Below are 16,544 nucleotides of genomic sequence, written 5' to 3'. Positions count from 1 at the left end.
AGATAAACCATGGCTCGTGTAAAGCGTGGCGTTACCGCCCGTCGTCGTCACAAGAAGATCATTGGCCGCGCGAAGGGTTACTACAACGCCCGTCGCAAAGTCTTCCGCGTTGCTAACCAGGCCGTCATCAAGGCCGGTCAGTACGCCTATATCGGCCGCAAGCAGCGCAAGCGCCAGTTCCGCGCGCTGTGGATCGTGCGTATCAATGCTGCCGCCCGTCAGTTCGGCCTGTCCTACAGCCGCCTGATCAATGGCATGGCCAAGGCCGGCATCACCGTCGACCGCAAGGTGCTGGCTGATATCGCCGTGCACGACATCAAGGCGTTTGGCGCGATCGCAGAAAAGGCGAAGGCCAGTCTGGCCGCTTGATCGTCCGGCGCACTGCGCACTGACGATATGATGTGATCAAGCGGGGAGGAGGCCAAACGCCTCCTCCCCGTTTTTGTTTGGGTTGCTCGCGACTTTGCTTCCTCTCCCTCCGGGGAGAGGACTGAGGTGAGGGGACACGACTTGCCCCGATTCTCAATCGAAGCACGCTTCGAACCAGCGATATCGCGAGAGTGGCCCCTCACCCTGCCCTCTCCCCGAAGGGGAGAGGGGAAGCAGCGAGAAGCGCATCTCTATGGACGATCTGGATAGCCGCGCCGCGCAGGCGCTGGCCGATATCGAAAGGGCCGACACGCTCGAGGCGCTCGATGCGCTGCGCGTGGGCCTGCTGGGCAAGAGCGGCATCGTCACCGCCGCGCTTAAGGCGCTGGGCGCGCTGTCGCCCGACGAGCGCAAGGCGCGTGGCGCCGAGGTCAACCGGGTCAAGGACCGCCTGGCCGATGCGCTGGCCGCCCGCAAGCAGGTGCTCGAGCAGGCTGAACTCGATCGTCGCCTCGCTTCCGAGAAACTCGACATCACGCTGCCCGGCCGCGACGGCGAGCGCGGTGGCATCCACCCGATTACCCGTGCGCTCGAGCGCATCAGCGCGATCTTCTCGCGGCTGGGCTACCAGCGCGCCGACGGTCCTGAAATCGAGGACGACTGGCACAACTTCGAGGCGCTGAATTTCCCGCCGCATCACCCGGCGCGCGCCATGCACGACACCTTCTATTTCGGCGACGGTCGCCTGCTGCGCACGCATACCTCGCCGGTGCAGGTGCGTTCGATGCAGGGGCGCCAGCCGCCGATCCGCATCATCGCGCCGGGCAAGGTCTATCGTAGCGACTCGGACCAGACCCATTCGCCGATGTTCCACCAGATCGAAGGCCTGCTGGTCGACGAGACTTCCAGCTTCGCCGATCTCAAGGGCACCCTGGCCGAATTCATCCGCGCGTTCTTCGAGCGCGATTTCGAGATGCGTTTCCGTCCCAGCTATTTCCCCTTCACCGAGCCCTCGGCGGAAGTGGACATCCGTTGGGATGCCGAAGACGGCAGCACGCGCTGGCTGGAAGTGCTCGGCTGCGGCATGGTGCATCCGAACGTGCTGAAGAACTGCGGCATCGACCCGGAGCGCTATACCGGCTTCGCCTTCGGCCTGGGCGTGGAGCGCTTCGCGATGCTGCGCTACGGCGTCTCCGATCTGCGCGCGTTCTTCGAGAACGATCTGCGCTTCCTCAAGCAGTTCGCCTAATTCGCGGCAGGAATCGACACGCATGAAATTCTCCGAGAACTGGCTGCGCGAACTGGTCGAGATCCAGGCTGACCGCGCGGCCCTGGCCCATGCGCTGACCATGGCGGGCCTGGAAGTGGAAGAGATCACCCCGCTGGGCGAAGGCCTGGATGGCGTAGTGGTGGGCGAAATCGTCGGCGCCGAAAAGCACCCCGAAGCCGACCGCCTGCAGGTGTGCAAGGTGGACGCGGGGCAGGGCGAGCCGCTGCAGATCGTCTGCGGCGCGCCGAATGCGCGCGTGGGCATCAAGGTGCCGTTGGCGATGGTCGGTGCGACTTTGCCGGGCGGCATCAATATCAAGGGGGCCAAGCTGCGTGGGGTGGAGTCGTTCGGCATGCTGTGCTCGGCCAAAGAGCTGGGCATCGATGCCGATGCTTCCGGTCTGCTCGAACTGCCGGCCGATGCGCCGGTGGGCAAGCCGCTGGCCGCCTATCTTGGCCTGCCCGATGCCAGCATCGAGCTGAAGCTGACGCCAAATCGGCCGGACTGCCTGGGCCTCTACGGCCTGGCGCACGATGTGGCGGCCTTGTTCGGCAGCCGCGTGAAGACGGGCGAGCAGGCCGCCGCGCCGGTGGCCAGCGACGCGCGTCGTGGCATCCGCCTCGAGGCCGGCGCCGATGCGCCGCGTTACCTCGGTCGCATCATCGAAGGCATCGATACCAGGGCGCGCACGCCGTTGTGGCTGGCCGAGCGCCTGCGCCGCGCGGGCCTGCGCCCGATCAGCGCCGTGGTCGACGTCACCAACTACGTGATGCTCGAACTGGGCCAGCCGCTGCACGCCTTCGACAACGACAAGCTGCAGGGCGACATCGTGGTGCGGCATGCGCGCGCCGGCGAGACGCTGAAGCTGCTCGACGGTTCGGAGGCGAAGCTCGACGAGGGTTTCGTGCTGATCGCCGACGAGCGCAGCGGCCTCGCCGTGGCCGGCGTGATGGGTGGCTTCGATTCGCGCGTCACCGATGACACGCACAATGTCTTCCTGGAATCGGCGCATTTTGCGCCTGCCGCCATCATGGGCCGTGCACGCAAACTGGGCATGCACACCGATGCCTCGCATCGCTTCGAGCGCGGCGTCGATCCGGCGCTGCCGCAACGTGCACTGGAACGCGCCACCGAGCTGCTGCTGTCGATCGCCGGCGGCAGGGCGGGCCCGGTGCTGGTCGCCGAAAACCTTGCCGACCTGCCGCAGCCGGCCACGGTCGTGCTGCGTCGGGCGCGTCTCAAGCGCGTGCTCGGCATTGAAGTAGCCGACGCCGAAGTGGCGCGCATCTTCACCGCGCTGGGCATGGCGGTCGAAGCGCAGGCGGATGGCTGGCGTGTCACCGCGCCGAGCAGCCGTTTCGACATCGAGCGCGAAGAGGACCTGATCGAAGAGGTCGCGCGCATCCATGGCTACGAAAATATTCCCACCCACACGCCGGCCGGCGCGCTGACCCTGGCCGTGGAAGCCGAGGCCCGCCTCAACGAGCTGGCCGTGCGCGAGCAGCTGGCGGCCCGTGGCTACTACGAGGCGGTCAACCTGGCCTTTGTCGGCCACGACCTGCTGCAGCGCTGGGGCATGACCGGGCAGCTGGTGCCGCTGGCCAACCCGCTGTCGGCCGACCTGGCCGTGATGCGCCCCTCGCTGCTGCCCGGCCTGATCGTGGCGCTGTCCCACAACCGGGCGCGCCAGCAGGAGCGGGTGCGCCTGTTCGAGCTGGGCCGCGTGTTCCGTATCGACGCCGCAGCCGCCGCCCGCAAGGACGCCCCGACCGAGACCCCGACCCTGGCCATGGTGGCCTGCGGAACGGCCCAGGCCGAGCAGTGGGGCGAAGCCGCCCGCACGCTCGACTTCCATGACCTCAAGGGTGACCTGGACGCGCTGATCGCCTGGGGTGGCGAGCCGTGGCGCTGGGCCGTCCATGCCGACGGCCTGCCGGCCTGGCTGCACCCGGGCCGTGGCGCCCGGGTCACCCGCGACGGCGTCACCGTGGGCTACCTCGGCGCCCTGCACCCGCAGGTGGCCAAGGTCCTGGATCTGGGCGCCGATGTCCACGTGCTGGAGCTGGAGCTGGAGCCGGTGCTGGGCCGGCGCCTGCCCAAGGCGGAGCCGGTGCCCCGCTTCCCGTCCGTGCGGCGGGATATCGCCATGGACGTCCCGGAAGAGGTCAGCTGGTCACAAGTTGAGCAGGTCGTGCGCCAGGCCCTGGGCGGACAGCTCAAGGAGCTGCGCCTGTTCGACCGCTACAGCGGCAAGGGGGTCGAAGCGGGCCGAAAGAGTCTCGCTATGGGCTTGATTTTACAGGACGCTTCACGCACCCTTACTGACGACGACGCCGACCGTAACATACGTGAAGCAGTCGCAGCGTTGGAGACGGCATGCAAGGCGAGATTGCGAGGATAAGATGGCGCTGACCAAGGCGGAGATGGCAGAGCGCCTTTTCCTCGAAGTTGGCCTCAACAAGCGTGAGGCAAAAGAATTCGTGGACGCCTACTTTGAGGTGGTCCGCGAAGCACTGGAAAAGGGTGAACAGGTCAAGTTGTCCGGCTTCGGCAATTTCGACCTGCGACAGAAGAACCAGCGACCGGGGCGCAACCCCAAGACGGGAGAGGAGATTCCCATCTCCGCCCGCCGGGTGGTGACGTTCCGACCGGGTCAGAAACTCAAGGTGCGAGTCGAGGGCTATGCTGGACCAAGGGAATAACACCGAACTCCCCGCCATTCCGGCGAAGCGCTACTTCACCATTGGTGAGGTCAGTGACCTGTGCGGCGTCAAGCCCCACGTGCTGCGCTATTGGGAGCAGGAATTTCCCGCCCTCAATCCGGTCAAGCGCCGCGGCAACCGCCGTTATTACCAGCGCCACGATGTGCTGATGATCCGGCAGATCCGCGGCCTGCTGTACGACGAAGGCTTCACCATCACCGGCGCCCGCGCGCGGCTGGAAGGCCCGCAGGCGCGCATGGAGTCGAGCATCTCCCACCAGATCGTGCGCCAGGTGCGCATGGAACTGGAAGAAGTGCTGGCGCTACTGCGTCGCTGAGCAAGCTCTAAGGCTTCCGGTACTACCGGCTCAGCTGGTAGACTAGTCGTCTTGCCGATCATCGGGGCGTAGCGCAGCCTGGTAGCGCATCTGCCTGGGGGGCAGAGGGTCGTGGGTTCGAATCCCGCCGTCCCGACCAATCGGCAATGTCAGATTTACGGGTCAGCCACGCTGACCCGACTTGTCTCGCGAGTTCTTCGTTGAGCGGCAGCAAAGATGTGCTGCGATCCTTCCTCTTGAACTTGTTCGCCGGACCACCGGTAACCCATGACAGTGTCCTAATGTCACCCGGCGCACAGTGGGCGGGTCGGGCACATTCCTGTGGCCGGCGATAGCCGCCGTACGCGGTCGAGGCCGTGATCATGATGACCGCAGCAGTCAAATCACCGCATGCACCTGCGCCCCTGCGAGGGCCATGGCAGGAACTGACCATGCGGGTTGCCCGCTATTTCGGCGTGCTCAAGCCGGAGTTGGCTCCGGTGCCGTTGACGCACAGGCAAGTGCTGCTGGCGGCGCAGGACAAGTGCAAGGCGGAGGATCGCGCACGGCGGCTTGAGCTGGTGCGCCAGGTGCGTGCTGGCAGTCGTGTGCGGCCGTAACGCGGCTTCCTTGCACTGGTGGCCATGGCGCTGATGCGTGGCGCTGCTTGATCTCCGGCAGGCGCAGCGAGGCGTCGATCCTCGCATGGAGTTCCATGCGAACTACGTGGCCGGAAGCACGGGCGAACGCGTCACACTTTCCCTGCGCGATGCGCGTCGACAAAGGATTTCGCCTGCTCGAGCATCCACGGGCCAAACGCATCTCCGCCCAGGCGGGTACGCAAGCCGGGATAGGGTTGATAAAGCACTTCGTCGCCGGCAAGGGTGACAGTGAAGCTTTCACCGATGCAGCGGATCAGATAACCGCAGTAGCGGAACGTGGTCTTGTCGATGACGGATGGAATGGTCATAGGTGTCCATGGCGAGGGAGGCTGCACGTAGCTGGACGGCGATGGCACCGCTCAGTGCAGGCGGTGGTACCAGAGGGACTCCATGCCTCGCATGGTGATGCAGACCTGGGTCCGGCTTAACGCGATGAGGTGTTGCTCAAGCAGGTGGCGCATATCGGCGAAGTGGCCCGGCACGAGTACCGAGACCGGGCTGCGCACACGGATGCTGCGCAGAAGCACCCACTGATCGGGTGTCAGCAGCGACGGTGGCGCGGTGTGGTCCGGCGCCGGGGCTTGCAGCGCGACCGACAGCGCGGCCATCAGGCTGGCGACGGGTGCCTGGAGCGAATGCGGGTACATGCAGGATGCCTCCGAACGTGGATCGGTAGGGCATTGCCGGGCGGACTTTCGCCTTGGTGCGAATCGCGACGATGTAGTGATTCGATCACGGGCCAGCCGTCTGGAACGCATGGAGCCGTGTCGGAACGTGCTCGCAGGGCGGCGCGTCCATCACGACCGAGATCAACTTTGCGCAGACGGATGCCGGGCGGCGCTTGGTTGAGGCCAGGCCTGCTCCCGATGAAGGCGAGGAGTAAGTCGAGGGTGGCGGACCTGATGCAGGCGTCAGCAACACCCAGTCCGTTGAGCCTACTCCTTCCCGCGGACAGTTTTGTTATGCGATCTGGCGAGCGTTGTAACTTGCCCGCAGGAGGACTAGCGTGGGCAGACACCCCGGCAGGCAACTCTCATGAGTTCCATCAGCGTCGAAACGTGGGCACTCGGGCCGGATACCGACGGCCAGTGGCAGGGCCACTGGAACCTGGTGACTGCGGGTGAGGCGATTCCCGGTCGGTATGGCCAGACCAGCTATCGCTATCGCTCCGAAACCGAGGCGCGTGGCGCGGCCATGGGCCTGGGCAAGATGGACCGGCGCAACATGCGGGCCATCCTGCGCGTGTTTCGCCGCCGCTAGGCGAGGTTCCGGGTCAGTACAGCACGCGACTGCGCAGCGTGCCCGGAATCGCGGCGAGCTGGTCCTTCAGTACGCCGGACTGCCGTTCATCGGCGGCCACGTCGATCACCACGTAGCCCACTTCGCTGTCGGTCTGCAGGAACTGGGCGTCGATGTTGATGTTGCCTGACGAGAACAGTTCGTTGATGCGCGAGAGCACGCCGGGCACGTTGCGGTGGATGTGCAGCAGGCGTCGGCTGCGCGGGTGCTCGGGCAACGACACTTCGGGGAAGTTCACCGCCGACAGGGTCGAGCCGTTGTCGCTGTAGCGCACCAGCTTGCTGGCTACTTCGATGCCGATATTGTCCTGGGCTTCCAGCGTGCTGCCGCCGATGTGCGGGGTGAGGATGACGTTGTCCATGCCCACCAGCGGCGAAACGAAGGCGTCGTCATTGCCCTTGGGCTCCACCGGGAACACGTCGACCGCGGCACCTGCCAGATGGCCCGAGCGCAGCGCGGCGGCCAGCGCGTCGATGTCGACCACCGTGCCACGCGAGGCATTGATGAGCAGTGCGCCTTCGCGCATGCGCGACAGCTGGGCGACGCCCATCATCATCTGGGTCGCCGGCGTTTCGGGCACGTGCAGGGTCACCACGTCGGCGCGTTCCAGCAGGTCTTCGAGGCTGTCGGCGGCGCGCGCGTTGCCCAGCGAGAGCTTGGATTCGATGTCGTGGAAGATCACCCGCATGCCGAGGCTTTCGGCCAGCACGCCGACCTGGGTGCCTATGTGGCCGTAGCCGACGATGCCCAGCACCTTGTCGCGGGCCTCGAAGCTGCCGGCCGCCGACTTGGTCCAGCCGCCGCGATGGCATAGCGCGTTCTTCTGCGGAACGCCGCGCAACAGCATGATGGTCTCGGCGATGACCAGCTCGGCCACGCTGCGGGTGTTGGAGTAGGGCGCGTTGAACACGGGCACGCCGAGGCGGCGGGCGGCGCCCAGGTCCACCTGGTTCGTGCCGATGCAGAAACAGCCCACGGCAATCAGCCGTTTAGCCTGCTGAAGCACGTCGTCCGTCAGATGGGTGCGCGAGCGGATGCCGACGATGTGGGCGTCGGCGATGCGGGCCTTGAGATCGGCCTCGGGCAAGGCTTTTTCATGGAATTCAAGCTGGCTGTAGCCGGCGCGATGGAAGGCATCCACGGCGCTGCGGCTGACACCTTCAAGCAGGAGCACCTTGATGTCTTGTTTCGGGAACGAGGTCTTCATGGGCCGTTGCGCAGGAGAGGACGACTTCACTATGCCAGACCTCGGGACGTTTTTGCGGCATCGCAGCACTGGACGCTGCGGCCCGCCGCTGGCAGGCTGGCCCTTACCGTGGGGACCGCTTTCATGACCGATGCTCGCCTGGCCGACCTCATCCACCGGCTGCCCAATCTTCGCCTGCTGACCGACCCGGCCGACCTGGAGCACTACGGGCGCGACTGGACCCGGCGTTGGACGCCTAAACCGCTGGCCATCGCGCTGCCCGCCGAAGTCGCCGAGGTGCAGGCCATCATGGCCTGGGCGAACGAGCAGGGCGTGGCGATCGTGCCCTCGGGCGGGCGCACCGGGCTCTCCGGCGGGGCGGTGGCGGCCAGCGGCGAACTGGTGTTGAGCGTGGAGCGGATGAACCGCGTGCTGGGCTTCGATGCGGTCGACCGCACCCTGAGCGTGCAGGCGGGCATGACCTTGCATGCCGTGCATGAGGCGGCGCGCGAGCACGGCCTGGTCTATCCCGTGGATTTCGCCGCCCGCGGTTCCTGTTCCATCGGCGGCAATATCGCCACCAACGCGGGCGGCATCCGGGTGATCCGTTACGGCAATACGCGCGAATGGATCGCCGGGCTCACCGTGGTGGCCGGCAATGGCGAACTGCTGCAGCTCAATCGTGGCCTGATCAAGAATTCCAGCGGCTACGACCTGCGCCAGCTGATGATCGGCTCGGAGGGCACGCTGGGCGTGGTGGTCGAGGCGAGCCTGCGGCTGACCGATCCGCCGCCGCCATCGCAGGTGATGTTGTTGGCCCTGCCGGACATGGACGCGCTGATGGCGGTGTTCGCGCTGTTCCGGGCGCGGCTCACGCTGCAGGCGTTTGAATTCTTCACCGATGCCGCCCTGAAACACGTGCTGGCGCACGGCGCGCAGCGCGCCATCGACGGCGAGCATCCGTATTACGTGGTCACCGAGTTCGACGCTGACGAGGCATCCCGGGACGCCGCGCTGGCGGCCTTCGAGCTGGGCATGGAGCGTGGCTGGATCAGCGATGGCGTGATGGCGCAGAGCGAGGCGCAGGCCGCCGCGCTGTGGCGGCTGCGCGAAGGCATCACCGAGAGTCTGTCGCCGCATCGCCCGTACAAGAACGACATTTCGCTGCGCATCAGTGCCCTGCCGGCCTTCCTGCAGGAAATCCAAAGCCTGCTGGCGCGGGAATATCCCCACTTTGACGTGGTGTGGTTCGGCCATATCGGCGACGGCAACCTGCATATCAATGTGCTGCGTCCGGCCGAGCTGGCCGAGGACGACTTCATCGCGCAGTGCGAGCGCGTCACCAGGTTGCTGGCCGATACCCTGCAGCGCCATGGCGGCAGCATCTCGGCGGAGCACGGCATCGGGCTGGTGAAGCGGGCCTATCTGGGCAGCACGCGCAGCGAGGCGGAGATCGCCTTGATGCGTGGCGTGCGGCAGGTGTTCGATCCCAGGGGCATCCTCAATCCGGGCAAGCTGTTCGAATAGGCCGGGACGTCTGCGCAGGCCCCGCACCCCGCCCACGGGCGGCCCTAAGGCGGCGCTAAGGCGGTTGGGGCATGCTCAGCGGACCTTTGGCCCGGATGGCTCCGACCATGCAAAGACCTCTACGCATCGCCCTGGCCTCGGCCCTGCTCGTGCTGGGCGCCTCCCACGTGGCCGCGGCTGCGCCGCCGGCCGACTACCGCGTGCTGTCACGCCTGCCGCTGGGTGGGCCGGGCGGCTGGGACTACCTGACTTTCGATGCGCAGCACCGCCACCTGTTCGTGAGTCGTGGCGATCGCGTGCAGGTGGTCGACGTGGACCAGGACAAGCTGATCGGCACCATTCCGGGTACGTCCAGCGTCCATGGCATTGCCTTGGACCCCGAGCTCGGCCGCGGCTATACCAGCAACGGGCAGACGGCTTCGGTGACGGTGTTCGACCTGGCCTCGCTGGCCGTGCTCGCCACCATCACCGGCACCGGCGAGAAGCCCGATGCCATCCTCTATGACGCGTCGTCGAAGCACGTGCTCACCTTCAACGGCAAAGGGCATTCGGTCAGCGTGATTGACCCGGCGCGCAACGCGGTGGTGGCGACCATCGCGCTGGCGGGCAAGCCCGAGTTCGCGGTGACCGACGAGGCGGGTCATGTCTATGTGAACGTGGAAGATCGCGCCGAGCTGGTGAAGATCGACAGCCACAGCAACGCCGTGGTCGCCAGCTGGAAGCTGGGCAAGTGCGAGTCACCCAGCGGGCTGGCCATCGACACGGCCAAGCACCGGCTGTTCTCGGTGTGCGACAACCAGCTGATGGCGGTGGTCGATGCCGACAGTGGCCGGCTGGTGGCGAGCGTGCCCATTGGCGAGGGTCCGGACGCGGTGGTGTTCGACGCGGGCTCGTCCATGGTGTTCAGCTCCAACGGCGAAAGCGGCACGATCACGGCCGTGCATCAGGACGATGCCGATCACTACAGCGTGGCGGCCACCATTCCCACGCAACCGAGCGCGCGCACGCTGGCCCTCGACGCGCAACGGCACCGCCTGTACCTGTCGGCGGCACAGTGGGTGTCGCCGCCGGCCGCCGGCGGTGGCCGGCCGGCGATGGTGCCCGACAGTTTCACGGTGCTGACGGTGGGGCGTCCCTGACGCCTGCACCGCCGCCAGCGGGGAGCCGTGCTAGCCTTATTGGCCGTCCCCCGTTGGTTCAGGAGCATGAGCATGTCGCAGGCGCTGCGTACCCTTTATCCAGAGATCGAGCCGTTCGACAGCGGCATGCTCAAGGTCTCCGAGCTGCACACGATGTACTACGAGCAGAGCGGCAATCCGAACGGCAAGCCGGTGGTGTTCCTGCATGGCGGCCCCGGCGGCGGCACCAACCCGAAGTGCCGTCGTTTCTTTGATCCGGCCGTCTATCGCATCGTGCTGTTCGACCAGCGCGGCTGCGGCAAGTCCACCCCGCATGCCGAGCTGACCGACAACACCACCTGGCACCTGGTCAACGACATCGAGCGTTTGCGCACGCACCTCGGCATCAACCAGTGGCAGGTCTTCGGCGGTTCGTGGGGTTCCACGCTGGCGCTGGCCTATGCACAGACCCATCCGGATCGCGTCACCGAGCTGGTGCTGCGCGGCATCTTCATGCTGCGCCGCTGGGAACTGGAATGGTTCTACCAGAAAGGCTGCGATGCGCTGTATCCGGATGTGTGGGAGTCGTACCTCAAGGCCATCCCCGAAGCCGAGCGCGGCGACCTGATGAGTGCCTACCATCGCCGCCTGACCAGCCATGACCCGCAGGTGCGCCTGAATGCGGCGCGCGCCTGGTCGGTCTGGGAGGGCGCCACCAGCTATCTGTGGCAGGACCCCGGCTATATCGAGTCGAGCGGCGAGGACGAGTTCGCACTCGCCTTTGCGCGCATCGAGTGCCACTACTTCGTGCACGGCGGCTTCTTCGAGCACGACGACCAGTTGCTGCGCAACGTGGAGCGGATCCGCAAGATTCCGGCCGTGATCGTGCAGGGGCGTTATGACGTGGTGTGCCCCATGCGCAGTGCGTGGGACCTGCATCGCGCCTGGCCGGAAGCCGACCTGCGCATCGTGCAGGACGCCGGCCACTCGGCCTTCGAACCGGGCAATATCTCGGAGCTGGTGCAGGCGACGGATCGTTTCCGCGGCTGATGGTCCGTGGTGCGCGCAGCGGCCCGGATCGGGCCACGGGCGCGCGCCTACGCCGTGGCGCCTGCACGCACGAAGACGTGCAGGCCGCCGTTGGCGCGTTTCGCGTGGCGCTTGGCCCGGGCCGCCAGCGTGGCGATCGATTGCACGCGCTGCGGCAGCGGTGGCGAGAGTTCGACCGCGCCCATGACCACGGTGGTGAAGGGAAAGAACTGCGTCTGGCCGCGCCGGTCCTTGCCGCGCAGGCCGCCACGCGCGATATCGTCGGGGTCGAACAGCAGCGGCGCGCGCGCATTGAATGCCGTGATGATGCGCCGGCATCGCGCAGCCCAGTCGGCGCTCTGGAACAGCACCACGAAATCGTCGCCGCCGATATGGCCGACGAAGTCGAGCGCGCCGTCCACGTGCTCGCTCAACAGGCTCGACAACAGGCGGATCATCTCGTCACCGCGCGAGTAGCCGTAGTGATCGTTGAACGGTTTGAAATCCGTCAGGTCCACGTGCACCACCGCGAATCGCTCACTGCCATCGAGCAGGCGCTCGAGGTGTTCGGTGGTGGGGATATTGCCGGGCAGGAAGGTCAGCGGATTGGCATGGCGTGCGGCGTCAATGCGCAATTCGCTGACGCGACGCACGAGGGCCTCGCCGGTGCCCAGCCCGCGATACATGCCGGCATGGGTAACGATGAAACCGTCGCTGAGGTAACGCTGGTCCTGTCCGCGCAGCACGTCGGCCAGGCTCTCGAGGCTGCGCTGTTCGTCGCAGACCAGCGGTGCGGTGTTCATCAGAGCCGTGCATGACTTTCGCGCCAGCAGTTCGCGTGCGAAAGGCTGGGCCATGCGTTCGTTGACAAGACGGCGGTTGATCAGCCCGATCGGATGTCCTTCCCTCACCACGGCCACGGCGTGCAGTTCCGGGTGATCGACGAACAAGGCCATGACTTCCTCGTTGGTCTGCCCCGGATCGACCGAGGGCGCTTCGAGCAGGAGGTGGCTGACTTGCGTCGGGCGTTGCGTGATCGGGCCGCGCGGGCGCGGTGGCACGGAAACCGACAAGGTGCGCAGCACCTGCTTTGCTTCGGCGCTTGCTTCCATGACGGGCACCGGCGCCGGCCGACCGATCAGGAAGCCCTGTGCATAGGGAATGCCGAGGTCGCGCAGCAGGCGCAGGTCGGCCGGATCCTCCACGCCTTCACCGACCAGGTCGGTTCCCAGTGTCTCGGCGACCTGGCACAGGGCGCGGACGATGGCGAGCCGGCCCGCGCTGCGCGACAGGCCATTGATGAGGTAGCGGTCGATCTTGACGACGTCCGGATGGATCTCGTTCCACATCTCGAAGTTGGAGTGGCCGTTGCCGAAATCATCGAGCGCGATGCGCATGCCGTGCGCGCGCAGGTAGCCCAGTGCGTGTGCCAGGCGCGCCGGATTTTCCACCACGTCGCGCTCGGTCACTTCGATGGTCACGCGCGCCGGGTCCAGCCCGCTGGCCGTGAGCGTGGCCAGCACGTCGTCCGGGCGCAACGCGTCTTGCAGGATCGCGTGCGCGCTGAGGTTCACCAGCAGCCTGCCGGTGCTGGCATGCGCCACGAATTCTTGGCAGATCGTGCGTGCCGCATGCAGCTCCACGTCCGCGAGGCGTCCCTCCGTGCGCGCGAGGTCGAGCAGGTCGAGGATGGAAAAGTCGGCAGGCATGAAGGCGCAGCGGCTCAGGCCTTCGTGCCCGACCACTTCCAGCGTGTCGGCGCGCACCAGCGGCTGGAACACCGGCGTGAGGCTTCCGGCGGCGAGGGCACGCTCGAGCATGGCACGCCTGGATTCGGTGCGGAGGAGGTTGGCTGTCATGCCCTGGCCGTGGTCAGGCTGCCGCGGCAGCCTGATGCATGCGCGTCACTGCGGGTGGGGGCGGTGCGTCATGCGCCTGCCCGTGGTGGTCGTGCCGGTCATCGGGCAGAACGAAGTAGGCAACCTGGCGCAGCAGCGCCTCGGCGTCCGTGGCCAGCTCGCGACCGGTGACGTTGATGTTCTCCACCAGGCCGGCATTGGCCTGGGTGATCCGGTCCATCTCGGTGACGGCGCGGTTGACCTGGGTAATCCCGCTGACCTGCGACTGGCCGGCGCCCGACATCCGCGAGACCAGGCCCGATACGCGCGTGATGCTCTGCAGGATGCCGTCCAGCGACTCGCCGGACCGCGCGACCTTCATCCGTGCGACGGCCGCGGCCTCGGTGCTGCGCGTGGCGAGCCGGCGGATCTCCTGGCCGGCCTCCACGCACTTGCGGGCGAGTTGGCGCACTTCGGCGGCCACCACCGCAAATCCACGCCCGCGCTCGCCGGCATGGGCCGCCTCGATGGCAGCATTGAGCGAAAGCAGGTTGGTCTGGAAGGCGATGCTGTCGACCAGGTCGACGATCTCGGCAATGGCGTGGCTGGCCTGCTGGATGTCGTGCATGGAATCGGAAGCTTCGTCGGCGACCTGGCGACCCTGGTCGACGTGATTCACGGCCTCGCTCGCCGCGTGGGCGGCGCCGTCGGCATGTCCCGCGCCTTCCACGGCCGTCTGGGCCATGTGCGCCATCGAGCTGGCGGTCTGCTCGAGGCTGGCGGCCTGCGCCTGGGTGCGCTGGCTCAAGGCCTGGTTGTCGTGTGCAAGACGATGGGCGCGCTCGTCTACCGAGCGGGCACTGGCGCGTACCTGGACCAGCACGTCAGTCAGTTGTGCATCCATCGAGGCGAGCGCGCGCAGCAGCCGGCCGAGTTCATCGTTCACGCCGACATCCACGCGCTCGCCCAGCGCGCCCGAGGCGATGCGCTGCGCCACCTGCATGGCGAGGTCCAGCCGCCGCATCAGCGTTCGCATCAGGGTCACGTCCAGCACGACGACCAGCAGCAGCGTCATGCCAAGCAAGGCGAGCAGGATGATCATGCCCTGGCGATCGGCCTGGCGCTGCCTCTGCACCTGGTCGTTGCCCTTGGCCAGCGCGGCCTGGAACAGGTTGCCGAAGTCGCTCTGCAGCGGCTCGTAGGCGGGTTGCACTTCCGTGCTCAACTTCAGCGCGCCCAGCTCGAACTGGCCGGCATCGAGCAGGGCTAGCGTTTCGTCGATGGTGCGGTCGGCTTCCGCACGATGCCCGGCGGTGAGCTTCAACGCCTGGGCCTGTTCCTGTGCCAGCTCGCTGGCCAGCAAGGGCCTCCAGTGGCGTTCGGCGTCCACGCGATCGGCATGGATGCGCGTGTGTGCGTCCTCCACTGCCGACGGCAACTGCGAAAGCACCGCATGCACCAGTACCTGCAGGCTGCTGTTGTAGTCGTTCTGCAAGCGGCCGACATCGGCCACCGGGCTGAGCGAGCCTTCCACGAGGCTCTGGATGCGGGTATCGGCACGGTGCAACTGCACGACGCCGGCAGCGCACATCACGGCGAGCAGGCCGAGAATGGACAACAGGCGCAGCAGCAGGCGCTGGCGCAGGGTCAGTCCGTAGATCCACGAGTGTCGGTTGAACATGGGGTCGTCTGGTGAGGGCACTGCATGTGCTGTCGGCTCACCGCGCTGCAACTTTAGCTGCCGATGGCAAAAAAGAGCAGTTAAAACAATTCGTTAGGTTGTTGTCTGGCGGGCGGAAAGCTGCGGCAAAAATGTCATGCCGAGATGACGTTCCGATGACTTTTGTGCGGCACTTCCCATTACCCCCACGGAACTAAGGCCCCGCCGCGGGCGGCGAGGCCGGTGTGTGGAAGCAAGGCGGAAGACGCGAAGGAAGGTCAGGCCGCCGTTCCGGCAGCAGTGGCGTGTGGTCCGCCCGAGGCCGGTCGTCCGGCGCCTGCTCAGCTGGCTGGCAGCGGCTTGGTGCCGAAGATCTTGTCGCCGGCGTCGCCGAGCCCGGGCAGGATGTAGCCGTGTTCGTTGAGCCGCTCGTCGATGGCGGCCGTATAGATCTCGATGTCGGGATGGGCAGCCTCGATCCGCTTGAGCCCTTCGGGCGCCGCCACCAGGAACAGTCCCTTGATGCGCCTGCATCCGGCGGCCTTGAGCATGTCCACCGTGGCCACCAGGGTGCCCGCGGTGGCCAGCATGGGGTCGACGATCAGCGCGATGCGTTCGTCCATGCGACCGGTGAGCTTTTCGTAGTAGGTGACGGGTTTGAGCGTTTCCTCGTCGCGCTGCAGGCCGACCACGCTGACCTTGGCTGCGGGAATGAGGTCGAGCACGCCCGGCAACATGCCAAGGCCGGCGCGCAGGATCGGCACGATGGTGATCTTCTTGCCCTTGATCTGGTGCACGGTCAGCGGGCCAGCCCACCCTTCGATGGATTGCTCGATGGTCTCCAGGTCCTTGGTGGCCTCGTAGGTCAGCAAGGCGGCGACTTCGGAAGCGAGCTCGCGGAATTCCTTGGTGCTGATGCCGGCACGGCGCATCAGGCCAAGCTTGTGCTGGATGAGCGGGTGGCGGACTTCGACGATCTTCATGCGGGACCCCGGCGGCGAAAGCTGGCGCGATTGTCGCCTACGCCGCGTGGCGGGCACAAAAAGGGTGTCGGGCGTCGCCGGCACCCTCATGGCTTAAACCATGGATTTAGTGCGCAGCCGGGGCCGCGTCGCCCTTCAGGCAGGTGCTCATGAACTCCTTGCGGGCATCGCCCTTGAGCGACTTGGCCTGCGGATCGGCATTGCAGGACTTCATCTTCTCCTGCTGCGTCTGCTTGGCCGGGGCGGCCGGTGCCTCGCCCTTCAGGCAGCTGCTCATGAACGTCTTGCGGTCGTCACCCTTTTTGCCGGTCGCCTGCTTGTTGCAGTCGGCCATGCGTTGCTGCTGCGAGTTGGGTGCCTTGGCGGCTGCACTGCTGCTGGCAGCCGGCTCCGCGGCAAAAGCGGTGGAGGCGGCAAAGGCCAGCGCAACGCTGGCAATCATCAGGCTCAAACGCGAGGACATGTGCGTACCCTCCTGGGATGACCGGCTGCTGCCGGTGGCGCAAGTCTATGCTCGCCGGTGCATCGGGCGGGAGGGGGCAGGGCGACCTGCGGTGCGCTGCGTTCAGCATCGTCGCAGGTATC

At 66.6% G+C, this 16,544-nt stretch carries 17 protein-coding genes and 1 tRNA gene; 11 read left to right on the top strand and 7 right to left on the bottom strand.

What is annotated here, in order from left to right; all coding sequences use genetic code 11:
- Positions 1 to 9 precede the first annotated feature (9 nt).
- The 7 genes from rplT (at position 10) to ACXU4B_RS07950 (ending at position 5,277) form a co-directional block, all read left to right on the top strand.
- Complete coding sequence (gene rplT / locus ACXU4B_RS07980) at positions 10 to 369, top strand: 50S ribosomal protein L20 (protein ID WP_131409389.1); 360 nt, start codon at positions 10 to 12, stop codon at positions 367 to 369.
- A gap of 253 nt (positions 370 to 622) precedes the next feature.
- The gene (gene pheS / locus ACXU4B_RS07975; RefSeq protein ID WP_131409387.1) at positions 623 to 1,618 is read left to right on the top strand and encodes a phenylalanine--tRNA ligase subunit alpha; all 996 of its coding nucleotides are present in this window, start codon (positions 623 to 625) and stop codon (positions 1,616 to 1,618) included.
- 22 nt (positions 1,619 to 1,640) lie between these two features.
- The gene (gene pheT, locus ACXU4B_RS07970) at positions 1,641 to 4,040 is read left to right on the top strand and encodes a phenylalanine--tRNA ligase subunit beta (protein WP_131409385.1); all 2,400 of its coding nucleotides are present in this window, start codon (positions 1,641 to 1,643) and stop codon (positions 4,038 to 4,040) included.
- Position 4,041: 1 nt separating this feature from the next.
- Complete coding sequence (gene ihfA, locus ACXU4B_RS07965; protein WP_019467382.1) at positions 4,042 to 4,341, top strand: integration host factor subunit alpha; 300 nt, start codon at positions 4,042 to 4,044, stop codon at positions 4,339 to 4,341.
- The gene (locus tag ACXU4B_RS07960) at positions 4,322 to 4,678 is read left to right on the top strand and encodes a MerR family transcriptional regulator (protein WP_131409383.1); all 357 of its coding nucleotides are present in this window, start codon (positions 4,322 to 4,324) and stop codon (positions 4,676 to 4,678) included. The genes ihfA and ACXU4B_RS07960 overlap by 20 nt, the downstream gene beginning before the upstream one ends.
- Before the next feature lie 62 nt (positions 4,679 to 4,740).
- Positions 4,741 to 4,817, top strand: a tRNA-Pro gene (locus ACXU4B_RS07955).
- A 292-nt stretch (positions 4,818 to 5,109) separates the two neighbouring features.
- Positions 5,110 to 5,277: a hypothetical protein gene (locus tag ACXU4B_RS07950; RefSeq protein ID WP_165583164.1), complete on the top strand. Its 168-nt coding sequence runs from the start codon at positions 5,110 to 5,112 to the stop codon at positions 5,275 to 5,277.
- A 131-nt stretch (positions 5,278 to 5,408) separates the two neighbouring features.
- Here the strand turns inward: ACXU4B_RS07950 and ACXU4B_RS07945 are convergent, their stop codons facing one another.
- Together ACXU4B_RS07945 and ACXU4B_RS07940 are read right to left on the bottom strand one after the other, a co-directional pair.
- Complete coding sequence (locus ACXU4B_RS07945) at positions 5,409 to 5,627, bottom strand: hypothetical protein (protein WP_131409381.1); 219 nt, start codon at positions 5,625 to 5,627, stop codon at positions 5,409 to 5,411.
- 51 nt (positions 5,628 to 5,678) lie between these two features.
- Complete coding sequence (locus tag ACXU4B_RS07940) at positions 5,679 to 5,966, bottom strand: hypothetical protein (protein ID WP_131409379.1); 288 nt, start codon at positions 5,964 to 5,966, stop codon at positions 5,679 to 5,681.
- A gap of 388 nt (positions 5,967 to 6,354) precedes the next feature.
- Between ACXU4B_RS07940 and ACXU4B_RS07935 the strand changes: the two genes are divergently transcribed.
- Positions 6,355 to 6,579: a hypothetical protein gene (locus ACXU4B_RS07935; protein WP_131409376.1), complete on the top strand. Its 225-nt coding sequence runs from the start codon at positions 6,355 to 6,357 to the stop codon at positions 6,577 to 6,579.
- Positions 6,580 to 6,592: 13 nt separating this feature from the next.
- Here ACXU4B_RS07935 and serA read toward each other — a convergent pair whose 3' ends face one another.
- Positions 6,593 to 7,825, bottom strand: coding sequence for a phosphoglycerate dehydrogenase (gene serA, locus ACXU4B_RS07930; RefSeq protein ID WP_131409373.1), 1,233 nt, complete (start codon positions 7,823 to 7,825; stop codon positions 6,593 to 6,595).
- Positions 7,826 to 7,948: 123 nt separating this feature from the next.
- Here serA and ACXU4B_RS07925 point away from each other — a divergent pair, with 123 nt between their 5' ends.
- The 3 genes from ACXU4B_RS07925 (at position 7,949) to pip (ending at position 11,499) form a co-directional block, all read left to right on the top strand.
- Complete coding sequence (locus tag ACXU4B_RS07925; protein ID WP_131409370.1) at positions 7,949 to 9,331, top strand: FAD-binding oxidoreductase; 1,383 nt, start codon at positions 7,949 to 7,951, stop codon at positions 9,329 to 9,331.
- Positions 9,332 to 9,438: 107 nt separating this feature from the next.
- Complete coding sequence (locus tag ACXU4B_RS07920) at positions 9,439 to 10,470, top strand: YncE family protein (protein ID WP_131409367.1); 1,032 nt, start codon at positions 9,439 to 9,441, stop codon at positions 10,468 to 10,470.
- A gap of 72 nt (positions 10,471 to 10,542) precedes the next feature.
- Positions 10,543 to 11,499 (top strand): prolyl aminopeptidase, encoded by a 957-nt coding sequence (gene pip, locus ACXU4B_RS07915; RefSeq protein WP_131410451.1) that lies wholly within the window; start codon positions 10,543 to 10,545, stop codon positions 11,497 to 11,499.
- Positions 11,500 to 11,546: 47 nt separating this feature from the next.
- Here the strand turns inward: pip and ACXU4B_RS07910 are convergent, their stop codons facing one another.
- The 4 genes from ACXU4B_RS07910 to ACXU4B_RS07895 form a co-directional block, all read right to left on the bottom strand.
- On the bottom strand, positions 11,547 to 13,298 hold the full coding sequence (locus ACXU4B_RS07910) for a GGDEF domain-containing protein (RefSeq protein WP_240734041.1): 1,752 nt from the start codon (positions 13,296 to 13,298) through the stop codon (positions 11,547 to 11,549).
- Positions 13,299 to 13,350: 52 nt separating this feature from the next.
- Positions 13,351 to 14,997 carry a methyl-accepting chemotaxis protein gene (locus ACXU4B_RS07905; RefSeq protein WP_131409362.1) on the bottom strand — a complete coding sequence of 549 codons (1,647 nt, stop codon included), beginning with the start codon at positions 14,995 to 14,997 and terminating at the stop codon, positions 13,351 to 13,353.
- 320 nt (positions 14,998 to 15,317) lie between these two features.
- Entirely contained in the window at positions 15,318 to 15,959 is a 642-nt protein-coding gene (gene upp, locus ACXU4B_RS07900; protein ID WP_131409360.1) for a uracil phosphoribosyltransferase, read from the bottom strand.
- Between the two features lie 106 nt (positions 15,960 to 16,065).
- Positions 16,066 to 16,422 (bottom strand): PsiF family protein, encoded by a 357-nt coding sequence (locus ACXU4B_RS07895; protein WP_131409357.1) that lies wholly within the window; start codon positions 16,420 to 16,422, stop codon positions 16,066 to 16,068.
- Between the last annotated feature and the right edge of the window lie 122 nt (positions 16,423 to 16,544).

Source organism: Dyella soli (genome assembly GCF_054482295.1).
Note: the sequence above shows the minus strand (reverse complement) of the source record. Positions and strands in the feature narration are given on the sequence as shown.